At 63.9% G+C, this 15795-nt stretch carries 17 protein-coding genes; 9 read left to right on the top strand and 8 right to left on the bottom strand.

The features are described 5' to 3' along the window. Positions 1-53: 53 nt before the first annotated feature. Complete coding sequence (gene phaR, locus BCL93_RS03280) at positions 54-533, bottom strand: polyhydroxyalkanoate synthesis repressor PhaR (RefSeq protein ID WP_112053701.1); 480 nt, start codon at positions 531-533, stop codon at positions 54-56. 103 nt (positions 534-636) lie between these two features. On the opposite strand from phaR, the gene BCL93_RS03285 reads away from it, so the two are divergent. Next, the gene (locus BCL93_RS03285) at positions 637-1350 is read left to right on the top strand and encodes a 16S rRNA (uracil(1498)-N(3))-methyltransferase (protein WP_112053702.1); all 714 of its coding nucleotides are present in this window, start codon (positions 637-639) and stop codon (positions 1348-1350) included. A 6-nt stretch (positions 1351-1356) separates the two neighbouring features. Here BCL93_RS03285 and BCL93_RS03290 read toward each other — a convergent pair whose 3' ends face one another. The 4 genes from BCL93_RS03290 to BCL93_RS03305 all read right to left on the bottom strand — a co-directional run bounded on the left by BCL93_RS03290 (position 1357) and on the right by BCL93_RS03305 (position 4832). Continuing rightward, positions 1357-2649 (bottom strand): lytic murein transglycosylase, encoded by a 1293-nt coding sequence (locus BCL93_RS03290; protein WP_112053703.1) that lies wholly within the window; start codon positions 2647-2649, stop codon positions 1357-1359. A 97-nt stretch (positions 2650-2746) separates the two neighbouring features. Beyond that, positions 2747-3214, bottom strand: a complete 468-nt coding sequence (locus tag BCL93_RS03295; RefSeq protein ID WP_112053704.1) for a DUF3429 domain-containing protein — start codon at positions 3212-3214, stop codon at positions 2747-2749. Next, positions 3214-4683, bottom strand: a complete 1470-nt coding sequence (locus BCL93_RS03300; protein WP_112053705.1) for a DASH family cryptochrome — start codon at positions 4681-4683, stop codon at positions 3214-3216. The genes BCL93_RS03295 and BCL93_RS03300 overlap by 1 nt, the downstream gene beginning before the upstream one ends. Next, complete coding sequence (locus BCL93_RS03305; RefSeq protein ID WP_112053706.1) at positions 4680-4832, bottom strand: DUF2256 domain-containing protein; 153 nt, start codon at positions 4830-4832, stop codon at positions 4680-4682. Before BCL93_RS03305 ends, BCL93_RS03300 begins: the two co-directional genes overlap by 4 nt. A gap of 393 nt (positions 4833-5225) precedes the next feature. Between BCL93_RS03305 and BCL93_RS03310 the strand changes: the two genes are divergently transcribed. Genes BCL93_RS03310 through BCL93_RS03335 form a run of 6 tightly spaced genes read left to right on the top strand, consistent with a single transcriptional unit; the run spans position 5226 to position 11058 of the window. Beyond that, the gene (locus BCL93_RS03310) at positions 5226-8039 is read left to right on the top strand and encodes a monovalent cation/H+ antiporter subunit A (protein ID WP_112053707.1); all 2814 of its coding nucleotides are present in this window, start codon (positions 5226-5228) and stop codon (positions 8037-8039) included. Then, positions 8039-8386 (top strand): Na+/H+ antiporter subunit C, encoded by a 348-nt coding sequence (locus BCL93_RS03315; RefSeq protein WP_112053708.1) that lies wholly within the window; start codon positions 8039-8041, stop codon positions 8384-8386. Before BCL93_RS03310 ends, BCL93_RS03315 begins: the two co-directional genes overlap by 1 nt. After that, complete coding sequence (locus BCL93_RS03320; RefSeq protein WP_112053709.1) at positions 8386-9897, top strand: monovalent cation/H+ antiporter subunit D; 1512 nt, start codon at positions 8386-8388, stop codon at positions 9895-9897. Before BCL93_RS03315 ends, BCL93_RS03320 begins: the two co-directional genes overlap by 1 nt. Continuing rightward, positions 9894-10391: a Na+/H+ antiporter subunit E gene (locus BCL93_RS03325; protein ID WP_112053710.1), complete on the top strand. Its 498-nt coding sequence runs from the start codon at positions 9894-9896 to the stop codon at positions 10389-10391. The genes BCL93_RS03320 and BCL93_RS03325 overlap by 4 nt, the downstream gene beginning before the upstream one ends. Next, the gene (locus BCL93_RS03330; RefSeq protein ID WP_112053711.1) at positions 10385-10654 is read left to right on the top strand and encodes a K+/H+ antiporter subunit F; all 270 of its coding nucleotides are present in this window, start codon (positions 10385-10387) and stop codon (positions 10652-10654) included. The genes BCL93_RS03325 and BCL93_RS03330 overlap by 7 nt, the downstream gene beginning before the upstream one ends. Before the next feature lie 14 nt (positions 10655-10668). Beyond that, positions 10669-11058: a Na+/H+ antiporter subunit G gene (locus tag BCL93_RS03335; RefSeq protein ID WP_112053712.1), complete on the top strand. Its 390-nt coding sequence runs from the start codon at positions 10669-10671 to the stop codon at positions 11056-11058. Positions 11059-11205: 147 nt separating this feature from the next. Here the strand turns inward: BCL93_RS03335 and hemH are convergent, their stop codons facing one another. Continuing rightward, positions 11206-12306: a ferrochelatase gene (hemH, locus tag BCL93_RS03340; protein ID WP_112053713.1), complete on the bottom strand. Its 1101-nt coding sequence runs from the start codon at positions 12304-12306 to the stop codon at positions 11206-11208. Positions 12307-12419: 113 nt separating this feature from the next. Here hemH and BCL93_RS03345 point away from each other — a divergent pair, with 113 nt between their 5' ends. Both BCL93_RS03345 and BCL93_RS03350 read left to right on the top strand, forming a co-directional pair. Continuing rightward, positions 12420-14111, top strand: coding sequence for a cryptochrome/photolyase family protein (locus BCL93_RS03345; RefSeq protein ID WP_112053714.1), 1692 nt, complete (start codon positions 12420-12422; stop codon positions 14109-14111). Further along, positions 14111-14524: a thiol-disulfide oxidoreductase DCC family protein gene (locus BCL93_RS03350; RefSeq protein WP_112053715.1), complete on the top strand. Its 414-nt coding sequence runs from the start codon at positions 14111-14113 to the stop codon at positions 14522-14524. Before BCL93_RS03345 ends, BCL93_RS03350 begins: the two co-directional genes overlap by 1 nt. A gap of 315 nt (positions 14525-14839) precedes the next feature. On the opposite strand, the gene BCL93_RS03355 is transcribed toward BCL93_RS03350, so the two are convergent. Further along, a complete protein-coding gene (locus BCL93_RS03355) occupies positions 14840-15142 on the bottom strand; it encodes a DUF6482 family protein (RefSeq protein WP_112053716.1) in 303 nt (100 codons plus the stop codon). A 259-nt stretch (positions 15143-15401) separates the two neighbouring features. Next, positions 15402-15695, bottom strand: coding sequence for a hypothetical protein (locus BCL93_RS03360; RefSeq protein WP_112053717.1), 294 nt, complete (start codon positions 15693-15695; stop codon positions 15402-15404). Positions 15696-15795 lie beyond the last annotated feature (100 nt).

A 15795-nucleotide genomic window follows, 5' to 3' on the forward strand; every position in this document is an offset into this window, starting at 1 on the left:
TGCGCAATAAGCCGCGCATTATGCCAGAAAGGCGGCGGCCGTGTCGGGAGAGCTCAGTCCTTGTCGCGACTTTTGTCGCCGCCCATGTCGTCCTTGTGACTGCCACCGGGGCCCTGTTGAAAGGTCTTCTGCCAGAAGCGCATGTTCTCTTCGGCCATCTCGCGCATCATTTCCATCGGCGTGTGGCGCATGGCTTCCTTCCACTGGTCCTGCATACGCTGCTGCTGTTCCATCATCAGCTGGGTGCCCTGCTCCAGATAGCGGGCCAGCGGCAGCGGCTGGGCCATATCGTAGACGCGAATGAACTGGGCCAGCAGGTCGTTGGAGAATACCTCTGAGTCACCGCCGGACTGCTCCTGTTCGATGATGATCGACAGCAGGATGGTGCGCGTCAGGTCTTCACCGGACTTGGCGTCCTCGACGCGAAACGGCACTTCCTCGAGGATCAGGCTGCGCAGGTCTTCGAGCGTCACATAGCGGCTCTGTTCGGTATCATAGAGCCTGCGGTTGGCATACTTGCGAATCACGCGCACGGACGGTGCTCCTATTATCAGCTTTGCTGGTATTGTGCACCGCGTCTGGCGTTCTAGCCACCGTCGCCGTTTCCTGTCACCCGCTGCGCGCCGCCGAGGCCTCATGAATCTGATCCTGCTCGATCCTGCCGATCTCACCGACGACCACCACGCCTGGGTGCGTGATCCAAGGCGACTGCGCCACCTGCGAGAGGTGCATCGCGCTTGCCCCGGCGATGAGCTGACGCTTGGCGTGAGCGGCGGGGCCATCGGTCGCGGCCGGCTGGTAACGCTCGACGATGAGGGCGCCCACTTCGCCCTCGATGCCTTCGATCAGGCCCCGCCGCCGGCGCTGGATATCGAACTCGTGCTGGCTCTGCCGCGCCCGCGCATGCTGGCGCGTTCGCTGGAGCACGTCACGGCCCTTGGCGTGAAGCGCATCACCCTGCTGCACACCCGGCGAGTAGAGAAGAGCTACTGGCAATCGCCCGAGCTGTCCGCAGAAAAGATCCACCAGCACCTGGTGCTGGGCCTTGAGCAGGCCCGCGACACGGTGATGCCCGAGGTGGAGCTGGAAACCCACTTCAAGCCCTTCGTCGAGGATCGCTTGGCGGCAAGGCTCAATGAACGCAGCGGGCTGCTGGCCCATCCCGGCATGGAAGCGGCCTGCCCTCGCGGACTCAATGCCCCGGCGAGCCTGGTGGTGGGCCCCGAGGGCGGTTTCATTCCCTATGAGGTAGAGGCGCTATTGGCGGCCGGCTGCCAGGGCATTCACCTGGGCAGCCGGATCCTGCGGGTCGAGACGGCCGTCATCGCCCTGCTGGCGCGACTCGGCTAGCCAACCTCACTGCTGCAAGCGCTCGAGCAGCGATACCGTGGCGAAGCCATCAGGCGTCAGACCCTGAGCCGCCTGAAAGGCCCGCAGCCCGGCGCGGGTGTTGGGGCCCATGATGCCGTCCGGCGTCCCTGTGGCGAAGCCACGAGCGTTCAGCGAGCGCTGCAGCTCGCGGACCTGCGCCCTGGAAAGCGGCGTTTCCTGGCGCGGCCAGTCGGCGCGAATGCCAGGCTCTCCCGCCACCCGGCGCGAAAGGGTGCCCACCGCCAGCGCATAGCTGGTGGCGGTGTTGTAGCGAAGGATGGCGCGATAGTTGCCGCCAACCAGGAAGGCGGGGCCACGAGCGCCGGCAGGCGTGAGGATCGATGCCTTGCCAAGCGCCGGCAGCGCCTCGCCGTCTGTCGCGCGCACGCCCTGTGCCGCCCAGGCCTGGCTTGAGCGCCGCGTGGCCAGCTCGGTCTGGGAATAATCGAAATCCGCAGGCAGGCGCACCTCGACACCCCAGGGCTCGCCGGCCTGCCAGCCGGCTCGCGCGAGGTAGTTGGCGGTGGAGGCCATGACGTCGGGAATGCTGCCCCAGATGTCGCGGCGGCCATCACCGTCGCCGTCCTCGGCATAGGCGAGGAAGCTAGACGGCAGGAACTGGGTATGCCCCATGGCTCCGGCCCAACTACCGATCATGCGATCCGGGGCGATATCGCCGTTCTGGATGATCTTGAGCGCAGCGATCAGCTCGTCATGGGCGAAGTCGCGGCGGCGGCCATCGAAGGCCAGGGTCGCTAGGGAATTCAGCGTCGAGAAACTGCCGAAGTTGCTGCCGTAGTTGCTTTCCACCCCCCATATCGCCACCAGCACCTCCGCCGGCACACCGTAGCGACTGGCCATACGCTCCGCCGTGGCACGATGCTCGGCTAGGCGCTTGCGGCCGTTGGTCACCCGGGTCGATGAAACGGCCGTGTCCAGGTACTGCCAGATAGGGCGCACGAACTCGGGCTGGGCGCGATCGTACTCGAGGATCTTGGGTTGGAAGCGAACATCGGCCAGGGCCCGATCGAGCGTCGACTCGGCAATGCCCTTGGCCCGTGCTTCGCGGCGGAAATCGGCGAGCCAGGCCTCGAAAGAGGCCGGCGACTCGGCCTGCGCGTTAACGTCCTGTCTGCTATCGGCGGCCGGTGCCGTCGCCTGATCAGTTGCCTGGGACGAGGATGTTGCCGAGGCTTGGCTCTGGGCTTGGCTGACCTGACTGCTCTGGCAGCCGACCAGGGTGCTCAACAGCAGCGAGCATACGAGGATCCTGCGCATGGCGGGGTGATACTCCATCATCACGAATAAAGGAGAGCATCATCGCGCAGATCGATCCAGGCCACCAGCCTTCCCGCCGCGCCAACCAGCGGTATCGCTACAGAAGCTGCCAAAACCGAAGGATCACAGCCAAGTGGCAGGCGACCACCACGACGGTCAGCACATTGCGCAGCCCTCGATACCACTCGGGTAGCCCAACACTGCCAGTCGCACTCGCCTCATAGCCGCGCACCGCGATATAGCCGAGCATCAGCAGCGCGGTGCCCGGCGCCCCGCCCCACAGCAAGGCCGGCCAGGCCATCAGGCTGGGCACCATGCTCAGCATGACACGGCCGCGAAATGCCGGGCTCTTCGGTGCATCTCGGCCCATGGCGAGCCCCCAGTGGATGCCGCCGAGAAAGGACAGTATCACCGCGCTGTAATAGACAAAGGCCTGTATGGCGAAGACCGACCAAGCCCCTGGCGCCCACCAGGCGCCCAGGGCCGTGGCCACAAAGGGCAGCAGCCCGGCCAGGCCCAGCATGACGGGTAGACGACGATCATCAGATAGGGACAGTACGTGCATCACGTCTCCCTGGCAGCGTCGAAAGGAGGAGTGTCGACAGCGGCAGAATCAACAAGAGATGAGTCGCCAGTAGAGGATGGCAGCGCCATCAAGGCGTCGCCCCAGGCATCGGGGATGACACAGGGTGCAGGGAAGGCGTCGGGGGCCGCGCGCCAGGGCTGATGGCGAGCCTCACCTTCGGCCAGACGCTCAAGCTCGGGTCGCCAATGGCTCACATAGTCGCCGGCCGGGTCGTAGTGCTGCGCTTGCCAGAGCACATTGAAATAGCGCCCGCGGCTCGCCTCTCGTCCGACGCCGGCCACATACCCCCAGTTGCCCCAGTTGCTGGCGACGTCGAAGTCGATCAGGCAGTGTTCGAACCAGGCCGCGCCCAGGCGCCAGTCGATGCCCAGGTCATGCACCAGGAAGCTGGCCACATTCTGGCGCATCCGATTGGACTGCCAGCCGGTGGACGCAAGCTCGCGCATGCCAGCATCGATGAACGGCACGCCGGTCTCGCCGCGACACCAGTCGTGAAAGGCCGGTGGCGGTTCGGGCAACGTTCGAGGGCCAAAGAGCAAGCCCCCTTCCTTTCGAGCGACCCAGTGAAAGTACTCCCGCCACATGAGCTCGAAGATCACCCAATAGCTCGACTCACAGGCGCCATGGTCAAGCTCCCATGTCCGCACCTGGTCATGAACCTGCCGCGCCGACAGACAGCCGGTCGCCAGCCAGGGCGACAGCCGGGTAGAGAACTCGGCGCCCAGCAGGCCATTGCGTGTCTTTTTATAGCGAGCGATGGCGCCGCTATGCCAGAGATAGTGATCGAGTCGCGCCTGAGCGGCTTCCTCGCCGCCCTGAAAACGAAAATCGCCGCGCGGGTCGGGGCGCCAGGCGGCGGCCTCCTCACAGACATCCTTAAGAGGCGGCAGTCCTCTAGGCGCTTTCTCCGGCCATAGCGGCAGCGTGATCGGCGCAGGCTGAGCTGGCGGTACGCTGCTTTCTGCTTCCATGCGCCGACGAAAGGCCGAGAAACTGCCCGGCAAATCCTCAAGAGCAAAGGGCAGCGCCTGATCGTCGAACAGGGTATCGCCCTGGCAGCGACGAAGGTTGCAGCTCTCCGGCAATTGCTCGGTGAGTCTTGTCAGGTCGGTGGCCTCGTCATGTCCTGCAGCGTCACGCACATGAATGCGCAAGACACCTACTGAGGCAGTAAGTTCGGCAATCACCGTCGGCGGATCACCGACGCGCACCAGTAGATCCCCTCCCCGTTTAAGAAGCTCGCCACGCAGGGCGATCAGGCTCTGCCAGAGAAAGCAAAGCCGGGCTGCACCGATGCGACGCGACGACAGACCTGGCGCAAGGGGCGAAAGCCAGCGTTCGTCGAGCACGTAGACACACATCAGGGAGCCCGGCGGCGAATCAAAGTGGAACAGCGGGTTATCGGCCAGGCGCAGATCATCGCGCAGCCAAACCAATTCAGGATTCATGCCGACCGCCTGGCGCGACGCGCCTCTCGGCGACAGCGTTCGCTGCAATGTTGCACCTCATCCCAGCAGCGAGCCCACTTGCGCCGCCAGCGAAAGGGGCGCTCGCACTGGCGACAGGTCTTGACGGGAAGCTCAGCCTTGCGTCGCATGCCATCACCTTAGGAAGTGCCAAGAGGCAGGTCGATAAATTGGACAAATAAATTAATTCGTATAGGTATTGTACACCAAAATATAGGTAACGTACCCGACATCTCCAACGGCGGGCGCAAACCGCTAGCATCATCAATGCCACCGGCCCCACCCACCGATGCCAGAACCGGCAGCGCAGTGGAGCCAATGCAAGACAGACAAGCGTTGATGATTCAAGGCGATAAAGCGGTTAGCAGCACCTGCGTCGAGCGATCCTTTACGCTAGAGTAGGGCGGCGTCTGGCCCTGAGATGGATCACGCCATGCCGCCAACGCCGGCCCAGTGGGCTTGCCTTGGCGAATGACAACGGGTATCACCCCAATTTCCCCGGACCCGCGCAGGACGAACGATCGATGACATTGCTCTGGATTCCCTTGCTGACCCTGCTGGGCGTGCTGGCTCCCATGTGCCTCGAGCGATATGGGCGCAACCTGTGCTCCCTGGGCACGGCCACGCCACCGGCTATTGCACTGCTGCTGACCCTGACCCTGGTACCGGCTCTCTCGGCCGGCGAGGTGCCCCGCATTGCCATCAGTTGGATTCCCCAACTGGGGCTGGATCTGGCCTTCCGCCTGGACGGCCTGTCGCTGCTGTTCACTACGCTGATCCTGGGCATCGGCCTGCTGATCATCCTCTATGCGCGCTACTACCTGGCGCCCGAGGAGCCCTTCGGCCGCTTCAATGCCTACCTGATGCTGTTCATGTTCTCGATGGTCGGCATCGTCATGGCCGACAACCTGCTGCTGCTGTGGGTGTTCTGGGAGATGACCAGCCTGTCGTCCTTCCTGCTGATCGGCTTCTGGTCGTCCCAGAGCGATGCCCGCAAGGGGGCACGCATGGCGCTGACCGTCACCGGTGCCGGGGGCCTTGCGCTGCTCGCGGGCCTTTTGCTGATCGGCGACATGGTCGGCAGCTTCGACATGGGGGTGGTGCTCGATAGCGCTGACGTCATCCTCGCTGACCCGCGCTACCCGGTCATGCTGGTGCTGGTGCTGATCGGTGCTTTCGCCAAGTCGGCCCAGTTCCCCTTCCAGTTCTGGCTTCCCAATGCCATGGCCGCCCCGACCCCAGTCTCCGCCTATCTGCACTCGGCCACCATGGTCAAGGCCGGCATCTTCCTGCTGGCGCGTCTGCATCCGGCGATCGGCGACAGCGCCATGTGGGGCTGGCTGGTCACGCTGACCGGCATGACCACCTTCCTCTATGGGGCCTGGTTCGCGCTGCTCAAAACGGATCTCAAGGGTATTCTGGCCTTTTCCACGGTCAGCCACCTGGGGCTGATCACCGCGCTGTTGGGCATCGGTAGCCCGATGGCGATCCTTGCCGCGCTCTTCCACATTCTCAACCATGCCACCTTCAAGGGTGCGCTGTTCATGAGTTCGGGGATCATCGATCACGAAGCAGGCACCCGGGAGCTTGCCAAGCTGGGCGGACTGCGCCGGGCGATGCCGGTCACCGCCCTGCTGATGACCCTGGCGGCGGCCTCGATGGCCGGGGTGCCGCTGCTCAACGGCTTTCTCTCCAAGGAACTGTTCTTCAAGGAGACGCTGGATGCCGGCCTGCTCGGCGGGCTGGGGTGGCTGCTGCCGCTGCTGGCGACCCTCGGCGGGGTGCTGTCGGTGGCCTATTCGCTGCGCCTGGTGCATGCAGTTTTCTTCAAGCCGGCCAAGACCGCGCCGCCGAAACATCCGCATGAGCCGCCGCGGCTGATGCGAGTGCCGGTGGAATTTCTGGTCATGCTCTGCGTCGCGGTGGGCCTGTTCCCGGCATTGCTGGCCACCGGCCTGCTGGATCTCGCCACCCAGGCGGTGCTGGGCGAATCACTCGAGTTCAAGCTGGCCATCTGGCATGGCGTCAATGCCCCCCTGGCGATGAGCATGATCGCGCTGGGCAGCGGCGTTGCACTCTATGGCGTGCATGCCTCAATCCGACGCTTCGTGCGTCAGTTCGCCACTACCGATGCGCGAATGATCTTCGAGAGCAGCATTCAGCGGCTGGTGGCACGCAGTCAATCGCTGACCGCACGCCTTGAGAACGGCTCACTGCAGCGCTATATGAGCCTGCTGCTGGGCGCGGCGCTACTACTTGCCACCCTGGGCCTCCTGGAGCTGCCGCAGTTGTCGGGCGGAAAGCTAGAGGGCGAGCTTGACGGCGTACTGATGCTTGGCGCGGCGCTGCTGATCTTCGGCGCCCTGGGGACCGTCGTGACCCATCGCTATCGCCTGGTGTCGCTGCTGATGCTGTCGGTGGTGGGGCTGGTGGTTTCATTGACCTTCGCCCGCTTCTCGGCTCCCGACCTGGCGATGACCCAGCTCTCAGTCGAGGTGGTGACCATGATCCTGCTGATGCTGGCGCTGTTCTTCCTGCCTCAGAAGACGCCACGAGAGTCCTCGGCCCATCGCACCATTCGCGACATCGCCTTGGCCGGCGCACTGGGCATGGTCGTGGCAAGCCTCAACTATGCAGTGCTGACTCGCGAGGTCGACAGCATTTCCCGCTTCTTCATTGATAACAGCGTACCCGGCGGCGGCGGCCATAACGTGGTCAACGTCATCCTGGTCGACTTCCGCGGCTTCGATACTCTCGGCGAGATCACGGTGCTGGCGATCGCCGGTCTCGCGATCTTCAAGCTGCTCAATCGTCTGCGGCTGTTCATGCCCCACAGCGACGCCGAGGGCCGCGTCTGGTCAGCGGACCGTTACCCGATGATCCTCACCAGTGTCTCCCAGTGGCTGCTGCCGCTGGCGCTGCTGGTCTCGGTCTTCATCTTCCTGCGCGGCCACAACCAGCCCGGTGGTGGCTTCATCGCCGGCCTAGTCACCGCGGTGGCGCTGATTCTGATCTACATGGCGCGGGGCGTGGAATGGACCCAGAGCCGTCTGGACTTCCCTTACCAGCTGGTGGCCATCGGCGGCGTTGCCGTGGCGACGCTCACCGGGCTTGGTAGCTGGCTGTTCGGCCGTCCCTTCCTGACATCCGCCTTCGGGCACTTCAAGCTGCCGCTGATCGGCGAGTTCGAGCTGGCCACCGCCATGCTGTTCGACCTCGGCGTCTATCTGGCAGTGGTCGGTGCGACCCTGATGATCCTTGCCAACCTGGGCAAGGTGACCACGCCGCACCGCCCGTCCAAGGATGCCCAGCCCGCCACCAGCAAGGAGAAAAGCTGATGGAAAGCCTGTACGCCATCACCACAGGCATCCTCACCGCCTGTGGCCTCTTCCTGACCCTGCGCGGGCGCAGCTTCCCGGTAGTGGTCGGCCTGACGCTACTGTCCTACGCGGTCAATCTGTTCCTGTTTTCGATGGGTGGGCTGACCACCAATGGCGCCGCCATTCTCGACGGCAGCGGCAACTACGCTGACCCGCTGCCCCAGGCGCTGGTGCTGACCGCCATCGTGATCGGCTTCGCCATGACCGCCTTCGCGGTGATCCTGGCCATGCGTGCCCGCGGCGACATGGGCAATGACCATGTCGATGGCCGTCAGGTCGACGAGCCGCGAGAGGAGCGCCGCTGATGCTGCAACATCTGATTGTCCTGCCCGTCGTGCTGCCACTCGTCAGCGGTATTCTGCTGCTGATCAGCCGCCACGGCAGCACCTCTCTCAAGCGAGTGCTGGGCATCGGCAGCACCGCCCTGCTGCTGGCCGTCGCCATCGCACTGGTCGGCAAGGCGACCGGCGGCGAGGTCTCCTACTATGCGCTGGGCGACTGGCAGCCGCCCTTCGGCATCGTCATGGTGCTCGATCGCCTCTCGGCGCTGATGATCCTGCTCACCGCCGTGCTGGCGCTTGGCTGCGTGGTCTTCGCCAGTGCCGGCGACGATGAACAGGGCAGCAACTTCCATGGGCTCTTCCAGCTGCAGCTGATGGGCATCAACGGAGCCTTCCTGACCGGCGATCTGTTCAACCTCTTCGTGTTCTTTGAGGTGCTGCTGCTGGCCTCCTACGCGCTGCTGATGCACGGCGGCGGCAAGGGACGCATCCAGGCCGGCCTGCACTATGTGGTGCTCAATCTGGCGGGCTCGGCGCTGTTCCTGATCGCGGTAGGCGTGCTCTATGGCGCTACCGGCACCCTCAACATGACCCACATGGCGGTGCGCGTAGCCGAGCTCGAGGGCGAACGCGCCGGGCTGGTCAGCGCCGGCGCGCTGCTGCTGCTGGTGGTGTTCGGCCTGAAGGCGGCGATCCTGCCGCTGTATTTCTGGCTGCCAAAGGCCTATTCCTCGGCGCCAGCACCAGTGGCTGCGCTGTTCGCGATCATGACCAAGGTCGGCATCTACACGATTCTCAGGGTCTACTCTCTGATCTTCGGCGATCAGGCGGGCCCGCTGGCCGCCATCGAGCAGCCCTGGGTGTGGTGGCTGGCGCTGGGCACACTGGCGGCGTCCGCGGTCGGCGTGCTGGCAGCCCGGGACCTGCGCCTGCTGGTCGCCTACCTGGTACTGGTCTCGGTGGGCACCCTGCTGGCGGGCATCGGCATGCACACCCCCGAAGCCATTGGCGCCCTGCTCTTCTATCTGATTCACACCACCCTGGTCACCGGCGGCCTCTTCCTGCTGGCCGAGCTGATCGGTCTGCAGCGCGGCAAGGCCGGCACCCGGCTGGTCAAGGGGCGTCCGCTACGCAATGGCGGGCTGCTGGGGGTCCTGTTCCTGATGGGCGGTGCCGCCGTGGCCGGCCTGCCGCCGCTGTCCGGCGCCATCGGCAAGGCACTGCTGATGGTCGCCGCGACGCCGGCACAGCAGCCCTGGCTATGGCCGCTGCTGCTGATCGCCGGACTGTGCTCGCTGGTGGCGCTGTCCAGGGCCGGCTCGACCCTGTTCTGGCGCAGCCACGATGGCGAGCCCAGCGATCGTCCACTGGGCCGGCGCCAGCTGTTCGGCGTGATATGGCTGCTTGGCGCTTCCCCCCTGCTGGTGCTGCTGGCCGGTCCGGTCAGCGACTACACCCAGGCCACCGCAGAACAATTGAGCTCGCCTGCAGTGCAAATCCGTGCCCTGCTGCCTGATGCCGGAGGTGACACATGATCACGCCCCGCTCTTGGCTACCCATGCCGCTACTGTCGGTCCTCTTGCTGGTCGTCTGGCTGCTGCTGGTTAGCAGCGTGTCCTTCGCTCACCTGCTGCTGGGCAGCCTGCTGGCCATCGTCATCCCGCTGCTGAACCGGCGTTTCTGGGACGTTCAGCCTCGCGTCAAGAAACCCTGGCTGCTGGTGCGCTACGGCCTGCGGGTGCTGGGTGACATCATTCGCGCCAACCTGCAGGTGTCCTGGCTGATTCTCAACCCCTGGCGGCGCATGCGTCCGGCCTTCGTCGAGTATCCGCTGATGCTCGAGGACCGGTTCACCATCACGCTGCTGGCCAACACCATCACCCTGACGCCGGGCACGGTATCGGCCAACCTGCGCATGGACAGCCGCACCCTGCTGATCCACGCCCTGGACGCTCCCGATGAACAGGCGCTGATCGACGAGATTCGCGAGCGCTACGAGCAGCCGCTCAAGGAGATCTACGAATGCTAGATACCGCGCTGTGGATCAGCCAGGCGCTGATCCTGATGGCCCTGATGCTCAACGTCTACCGTATGGCTGTGGGCCCGTCGATGCCCGACCGGCTGCTGGCGCTGGACACCATGTATGTCAATTCCATCGCCCTGATCGTGCTGATGGGGCTGTGGCTTAACACCAAGACCTATTTCGAGGCGGCACTACTGATCGCCATGCTCGGTTTCATCAGCACCGTGGCGGTATGCAAGTACTTGCTGCGCGGCGACATCATCGAATAGGCAGGGAGATCCCTATGAACTGGTACGTGTTTCTGGAGGGGGTGATCTCGGTGCTGCTGATCGCCGGCGGCGCCTTCGCCTTCATCGGCTCGCTGGGTATGGCCCACCTGCGAGACTTCTACATGCGCCTGCATGGCCCGACCAAGGCGACCACTCTGGGGATCGGCTGCATCCTCAGCGCCTCGATGCTCTACTTCGGGGTCACCAAGGGCGAGCCGGTGATGCAGGAGATGCTGATTACTCTCTTCCTGTTCATCACCGCCCCAGTGTCGGCCCACCTGCTGGCCAAGACCGGCCTGCACCTGAAGCTCAAGCATGCCGACAAGACCCGCGGCCGACCCCACGAAATCCACACGGAAGACGCCAACGAGAAGCCGGTACTGCACCCGGACAAGGGCCACTGAGCGCCGCCCGCGTCAGCCATCCGCATCAAAAAGGCCCCGGACGATATGTCCGGGGCCTTGTCGTTCACGGGGGCCATGAAGCACTGGGCGTGGCAAAACTGCGCTTGGCAAGACTGGGCTTGGCAAGACTGGGCTTGGCAAAAAGGCCTAGAGCCAGCCGCCGAGCTCCTGCCTGGCGATCGCCGTAAGCACATCGATATGCGCCTCGTCGGCGTTTAGGCAGGGCACATAGGTGAAGGTCTCGCCGCCGGCGGAGAGGAAGGCCTCGCGGATTTCCTGCTGCACTTCCTCGAGCGTCTCGACGCAGTCCGAGGCGAAGGCCGGCGAGATTACCGCGATGTGCTTTTTGCCCGCCCGGGCAAGCTCGGCCACCTTGTCAACGGTCGCCGGCCCGACCCATTTCTCGGGGCCGAACTTGGACTGGAAGGCGGTCACGATCTCATCGTCCGCCATCTCCAGATGTTCCTTCACCAGCCGCGTCGTCTTCTGGCATTGGCAATGGTAGGGATCGCCATCGAGCAGATAGCGCTCGGGCACCCCATGATAGGACGCCACCAGCACCTCGGGGCGGCCACCCTGATCGGCCTGGGCCCGGTCATAGGCCACCTGGATCGAGCCGCCCAGGGCCGCGATATAATCCGGCCGATCGAAGTAGGCCGGCACGGTACGCAGCGCCGGCTGCCACTTCAGCGTCATCAGGGTACGAAAGACCTCATCGTTGGCGGTGGCGGTAGTCGGCGAGCCGTATTGCGGGTAGAGCGGAAAGAACAGCAGCCGCTCGCAGCCCTGCTCATGCAGCCGGCGAATCACGCTGTCGGTCGAGGGGTTGCCATAGCGCATGCAGAAATCGACCACCACCTCATCGCCGAAGGCCGCCTCGAGGCGCTCGGCGACTTTTTCGGCCTGTTCGCGGGTAATGGTCAACAGCGGGCTCTCGTCGCGCTCGGTGTTCCAGATGCTTTGATAGGCCTTGCCGGAGATGAAGGGGCGGCGAGTCAGGATGATGCCCTGCAACAGCGGCTGCCACAGCCAACGGGAGTAATCGACCACCCGCTGATCGGAGAGAAACTCCGACAGATAGCGGCGCATCGACCAGTAGTCGGTGGCATCCGGGGTGCCCAGGTTGGCCAATACCACGCCCACCTTCTTGCGCGGCACCGGCGGATGATCGGCGCCGGCATGAGCAAGGCGCCCTTCGCCGGGCTGTTCGAGGGTGGCGGTGGGCGAACGGGGACTGGCTGCGGACATCGTGGAATCCTTGTGACGTAACCGACTGATGGATCGACAGCTTATCAAAGGGATGCCATCGAGAAGAATGCAGTTATACTATCATCCATATTTGTATAACTTCAGGTCAATATATGTCTAAGCCGCTGATCCTGGTGCTGGGTGATCAGCTCAGTCCGTCGATGGCGAGTCTTCAAGACCTGCCGGACAGCGCCGTGGTGGCGCTTTGCGAGGTCGACGAAGAAGGTCGCTACGTGCCCCACCACCCGCAGAAGATCGCGATGATGTTCGCCGCCATGCGCCACTTCGCCATCGAACTCGAGGCATCGGGCGTACAGGTGCATTACAGCACTCTTGACGATGACGACAATTGCCAGCAGCTGCTCGCCGAGGCCGAGCGAGTGGCCGCCCTCCATGGCTGCGACGAGATCCGCGTGGTCCGCCCCGGTGAGTGGCGGCTGCATGCGGCCATTCAGGCTCGCGCAACTGCGGGTCAGTCCCTCGCCAATGCGAGTGGCGAAGGTGAAAGGGGCGAAAGTGGCGAAAGTGGCGAAAGTGGCGAAAGACAGCATACCGCCCTGCCCTGGCGGCTAATCGAAGACGACCGCTTCTTTACCACACCAGCGGACTTCAACGCCTGGGCCCGGGGCCGCAAGACCTATCGCCTCGAACACTTCTACCGGCATCTTCGCAAGCGCAGCGGGCTGTTGATGGAAGACGGCCAGCCCGCCGGCGGCCAGTGGAACTTCGATCACGATAACCGCGAGCCGCTGCCCGAGCATCTCGCCTTTCCCGCGCCGCCGACCCATGAACACGACGCCACCACCAAGGCGGCACTGGAGCTGGTGGCCTCGCGGTTCGGGGAGCATTTCGGCTCTCTCGACACATTTCACTGGCCGGTGACCAGGACACAGGCACTTGCCGAACTTGAGCATTTCCTCAACGCCTGCCTGCCGGACTTCGGCCGCTATCAGGACGCGCTGAGTGACCAGGCGCCCTTCCTCTTCCACTCACGGCTGTCGGCGGCGCTGAACCTGGGTCTGCTGTCGCCCGTCGAGGTCTGTCAGTCCGCCGAGGTCGAGTATCGCGAAGGGCGTGCGCCACTCAACTCGGTGGAGGGCTTCATCCGCCAGATTCTTGGTTGGCGAGAATATGTGCGAGGGCTCTACTGGACGCGCATGCCCGACTACAAGCGCAGCAACGGCCTAGGCGCCAAGCGTGACTTGCCGGCCTTTTTCTGGACCGGCGACACCGAGATGCGCTGCCTCAAGCGGGCCATCGAGATGACCCGCGATCACGCCTATGCCCACCACATTCAGCGGCTGATGGTCACGGGTAACTTCGCCCTCCTCTGCGGGGTCAAGCCGGAAGCCCTCTGCGACTGGTATCTGGCGGTGTATGCCGATGCCTGTGAATGGGTCGAGCTGCCCAACACCCTGGGCATGGTGCTGCATGCTGACGGCGGCCTGATGGGCTCCAAGCCCTACTGCGCCTCGGGCAAATACATCGATCGCATGGGCGATCACTGCAAGCACTGTCGCTATGACCCAAAACACGTCACCGGCACTCATGCCTGCCCCTTCAATAGCCTCTATTGGAATTTCATCGAAGCGCACCGCGACGTCCTGGCCGACAACCCGCGCATGAAGCTGATCTATGGCTCACTTGGCCGCATGAAAGACGAGAAGCGTGAGGCCATGCGCCAGCAGGCCGACGCCTTCCTGGCGCGCCTGGACACGGCGCCCGCCTATGGGCGAGGCCAGCACCTGGCAGGCTATCGTGACGCCGATAGCTCAGCCCCCACCACCTACCAGGAGCCTTCCTGATGTCCCCAACCGCCCCGCCACCCCGCCATGCCGTCTCCCCCGTGACGCTCTTTCACGACGGTCACTGCCCCTTCTGCCAGCGCGAAGTCGCTTGGCTCGAGCGGCATCCGCGCCGCGACCGCGTCAGGCTGGTCGATATCCAGGCCGATGACTTCGATGCGGCCGCTTGGGGGCGCTCCTTCGACGCCATGATGGGCCGCCTTCACCTCGCTGATGCCAAGGGCGCCTGGTTCGTGGGCATGGATGCCAGCCGGGCACTGTATGCCGTGCTGGGCTATCGGCGGCTGGTAGGACTGACGATGCTGCCGGGCCTGGCCTGGTGTTTCGACCGCGGCTATGCGTTCTTCGCCCGCTATCGGGTCAGGCTGGGTAACTGGTGGCAAGCAAGGCAGCGCCGGCAAGAGAAGGCCTGACGGGATAAGGGCTTGAGAGAGAGCGCTTTAGTGGGAAAGCCTGCCCATGGAAGTGCGGCTTGATAGCACAGATTAATAGTGCAGCTTGATAGTGAGGCTTGATAGTGCGGGATAACCCGCCACCGGTGGCATGAACGCTCGTTCAAGGAGCGAGGGTGGCAAGTCGTAATAGTGGCAAGTCAATGAAGCCGGCGATATGCCGGAAGTGCTGATTGAGTCGTGGTCTGAAGCGCGCGGTGTGAGGCGCACAGTATGAAGCGGAAGCTCGGCAAAGGGCATGATCCACACCGATGATGCGGTGCCCAACCATGGCGCCTAGAAGACCAGCGGCATACGCGAGCTGAGCGCATCGTGGTAGTGGGCGTCACGGCCGATCACCTCGTCGTGGGCCACATACTGCACCAGATAGGCCCGGTGGACGCCGACCCGCTTGAGTTCCAGATAGATATCATCGAGGGCGCGAAAGAGCATCGGCTTGCCGCGCTGGGTCAGCAGATGACGCGCGCCCTCGATATCTTCCAGTTCCACTTGATAGAAGCGGCTGCCGGCGTGGCTGATGACGCGAATTTCGAAGTTGTCGTGTCGCTTGGCGAAAGCCTTGAAGTCTTTAAGTTCCATGCTGTCCTCCTGGATCGCAGGCTGGTGGCCGGACTCGATGACAGCCTGCCATGAGGCCCGGTAGTGGCGGCTCTGAATATAACGGGACCCGATAGGCTGGCTCCAGATATACCTGGGGCACAGTTTGGCTGTGCCCCATGACGGCAATATGACATGTCGCCCTCACCGTTGTGACCCTGGCCGCTACGCCATGTTCCACTCAAACAGCACTTCCGCCACCACGTCAGCCAGCACTGACGCCATCAGTGATAATCCGCCATCACTGATAGTCGGCGGGATCGATGGCCTTGCCAAGGGAGTTGCGGTCGACCCAGTTGCCGGCCTTGGTTTCCTTGTAGCGGAACACCACCTTGTCGCCGACCGCGACCGGGATCTCGGAATCCTCAGTCTGATAGCTGAAGGTCTCGCCATCGACCACTAGTCGGTAGCGATACAGATCGGGCATGCCGAGCCATTCCTTGAAGGGCCCTTCGCGCTCGACTTCCTGAAGTTCGCCGCGTCCCTCGAGTTTTGGGGTCCGCTTGCGGTTGCCGCGTCGAAATCCGCCTGCCATAAGCTATCCTCGTTCCACTGACTGATTCATCTGACTGATTCATCTGACTGGTTCATTAAACTGGTTCATGGGACCAAGCCGGGCATTATACGGCGGCCCA

It is taken from the genome of Onishia taeanensis (genome assembly GCF_003268885.1).
In the GTDB taxonomy this organism is placed as follows: Bacteria; Pseudomonadota; Gammaproteobacteria; order Pseudomonadales; family Halomonadaceae; genus Onishia; species Onishia taeanensis_A.

Bases quoted from the DNA above. Each gene is read 5' to 3' on its own strand.
- BCL93_RS03360 (WP_112053717.1), bottom strand. From the start codon at position 15,695: ATGGCAGGCGGATTTCGACGCGGCAACCGCAAGCGGACCCCAAAACTC.
- BCL93_RS03330 (WP_112053711.1), top strand. From the start codon at position 10,385: ATGCTAGATACCGCGCTGTGGATCAGCCAGGCGCTGATCCTGATGGCC.
- BCL93_RS03290 (WP_112053703.1), bottom strand. From the start codon at position 2,649: ATGCGCAGGATCCTCGTATGCTCGCTGCTGTTGAGCACCCTGGTCGGC.
- BCL93_RS03285 (WP_112053702.1), top strand. From the start codon at position 637: ATGAATCTGATCCTGCTCGATCCTGCCGATCTCACCGACGACCACCAC.
- BCL93_RS03345 (WP_112053714.1), top strand. From the start codon at position 12,420: ATGTCTAAGCCGCTGATCCTGGTGCTGGGTGATCAGCTCAGTCCGTCG.
- BCL93_RS03350 (WP_112053715.1), top strand. From the start codon at position 14,111: ATGTCCCCAACCGCCCCGCCACCCCGCCATGCCGTCTCCCCCGTGACG.
- BCL93_RS03310 (WP_112053707.1), top strand. From the start codon at position 5,226: ATGACATTGCTCTGGATTCCCTTGCTGACCCTGCTGGGCGTGCTGGCT.
- BCL93_RS03315 (WP_112053708.1), top strand. From the start codon at position 8,039: ATGGAAAGCCTGTACGCCATCACCACAGGCATCCTCACCGCCTGTGGC.
- BCL93_RS03335 (WP_112053712.1), top strand. From the start codon at position 10,669: ATGAACTGGTACGTGTTTCTGGAGGGGGTGATCTCGGTGCTGCTGATC.
- BCL93_RS03295 (WP_112053704.1), bottom strand. From the start codon at position 3,214: ATGCACGTACTGTCCCTATCTGATGATCGTCGTCTACCCGTCATGCTG.
- hemH (WP_112053713.1), bottom strand. From the start codon at position 12,306: ATGTCCGCAGCCAGTCCCCGTTCGCCCACCGCCACCCTCGAACAGCCC.
- BCL93_RS03300 (WP_112053705.1), bottom strand. From the start codon at position 4,683: ATGAATCCTGAATTGGTTTGGCTGCGCGATGATCTGCGCCTGGCCGAT.
- BCL93_RS03355 (WP_112053716.1), bottom strand. From the start codon at position 15,142: ATGGAACTTAAAGACTTCAAGGCTTTCGCCAAGCGACACGACAACTTC.
- BCL93_RS03325 (WP_112053710.1), top strand. From the start codon at position 9,894: ATGATCACGCCCCGCTCTTGGCTACCCATGCCGCTACTGTCGGTCCTC.
- BCL93_RS03305 (WP_112053706.1), bottom strand. From the start codon at position 4,832: ATGCGACGCAAGGCTGAGCTTCCCGTCAAGACCTGTCGCCAGTGCGAG.
- BCL93_RS03320 (WP_112053709.1), top strand. From the start codon at position 8,386: ATGCTGCAACATCTGATTGTCCTGCCCGTCGTGCTGCCACTCGTCAGC.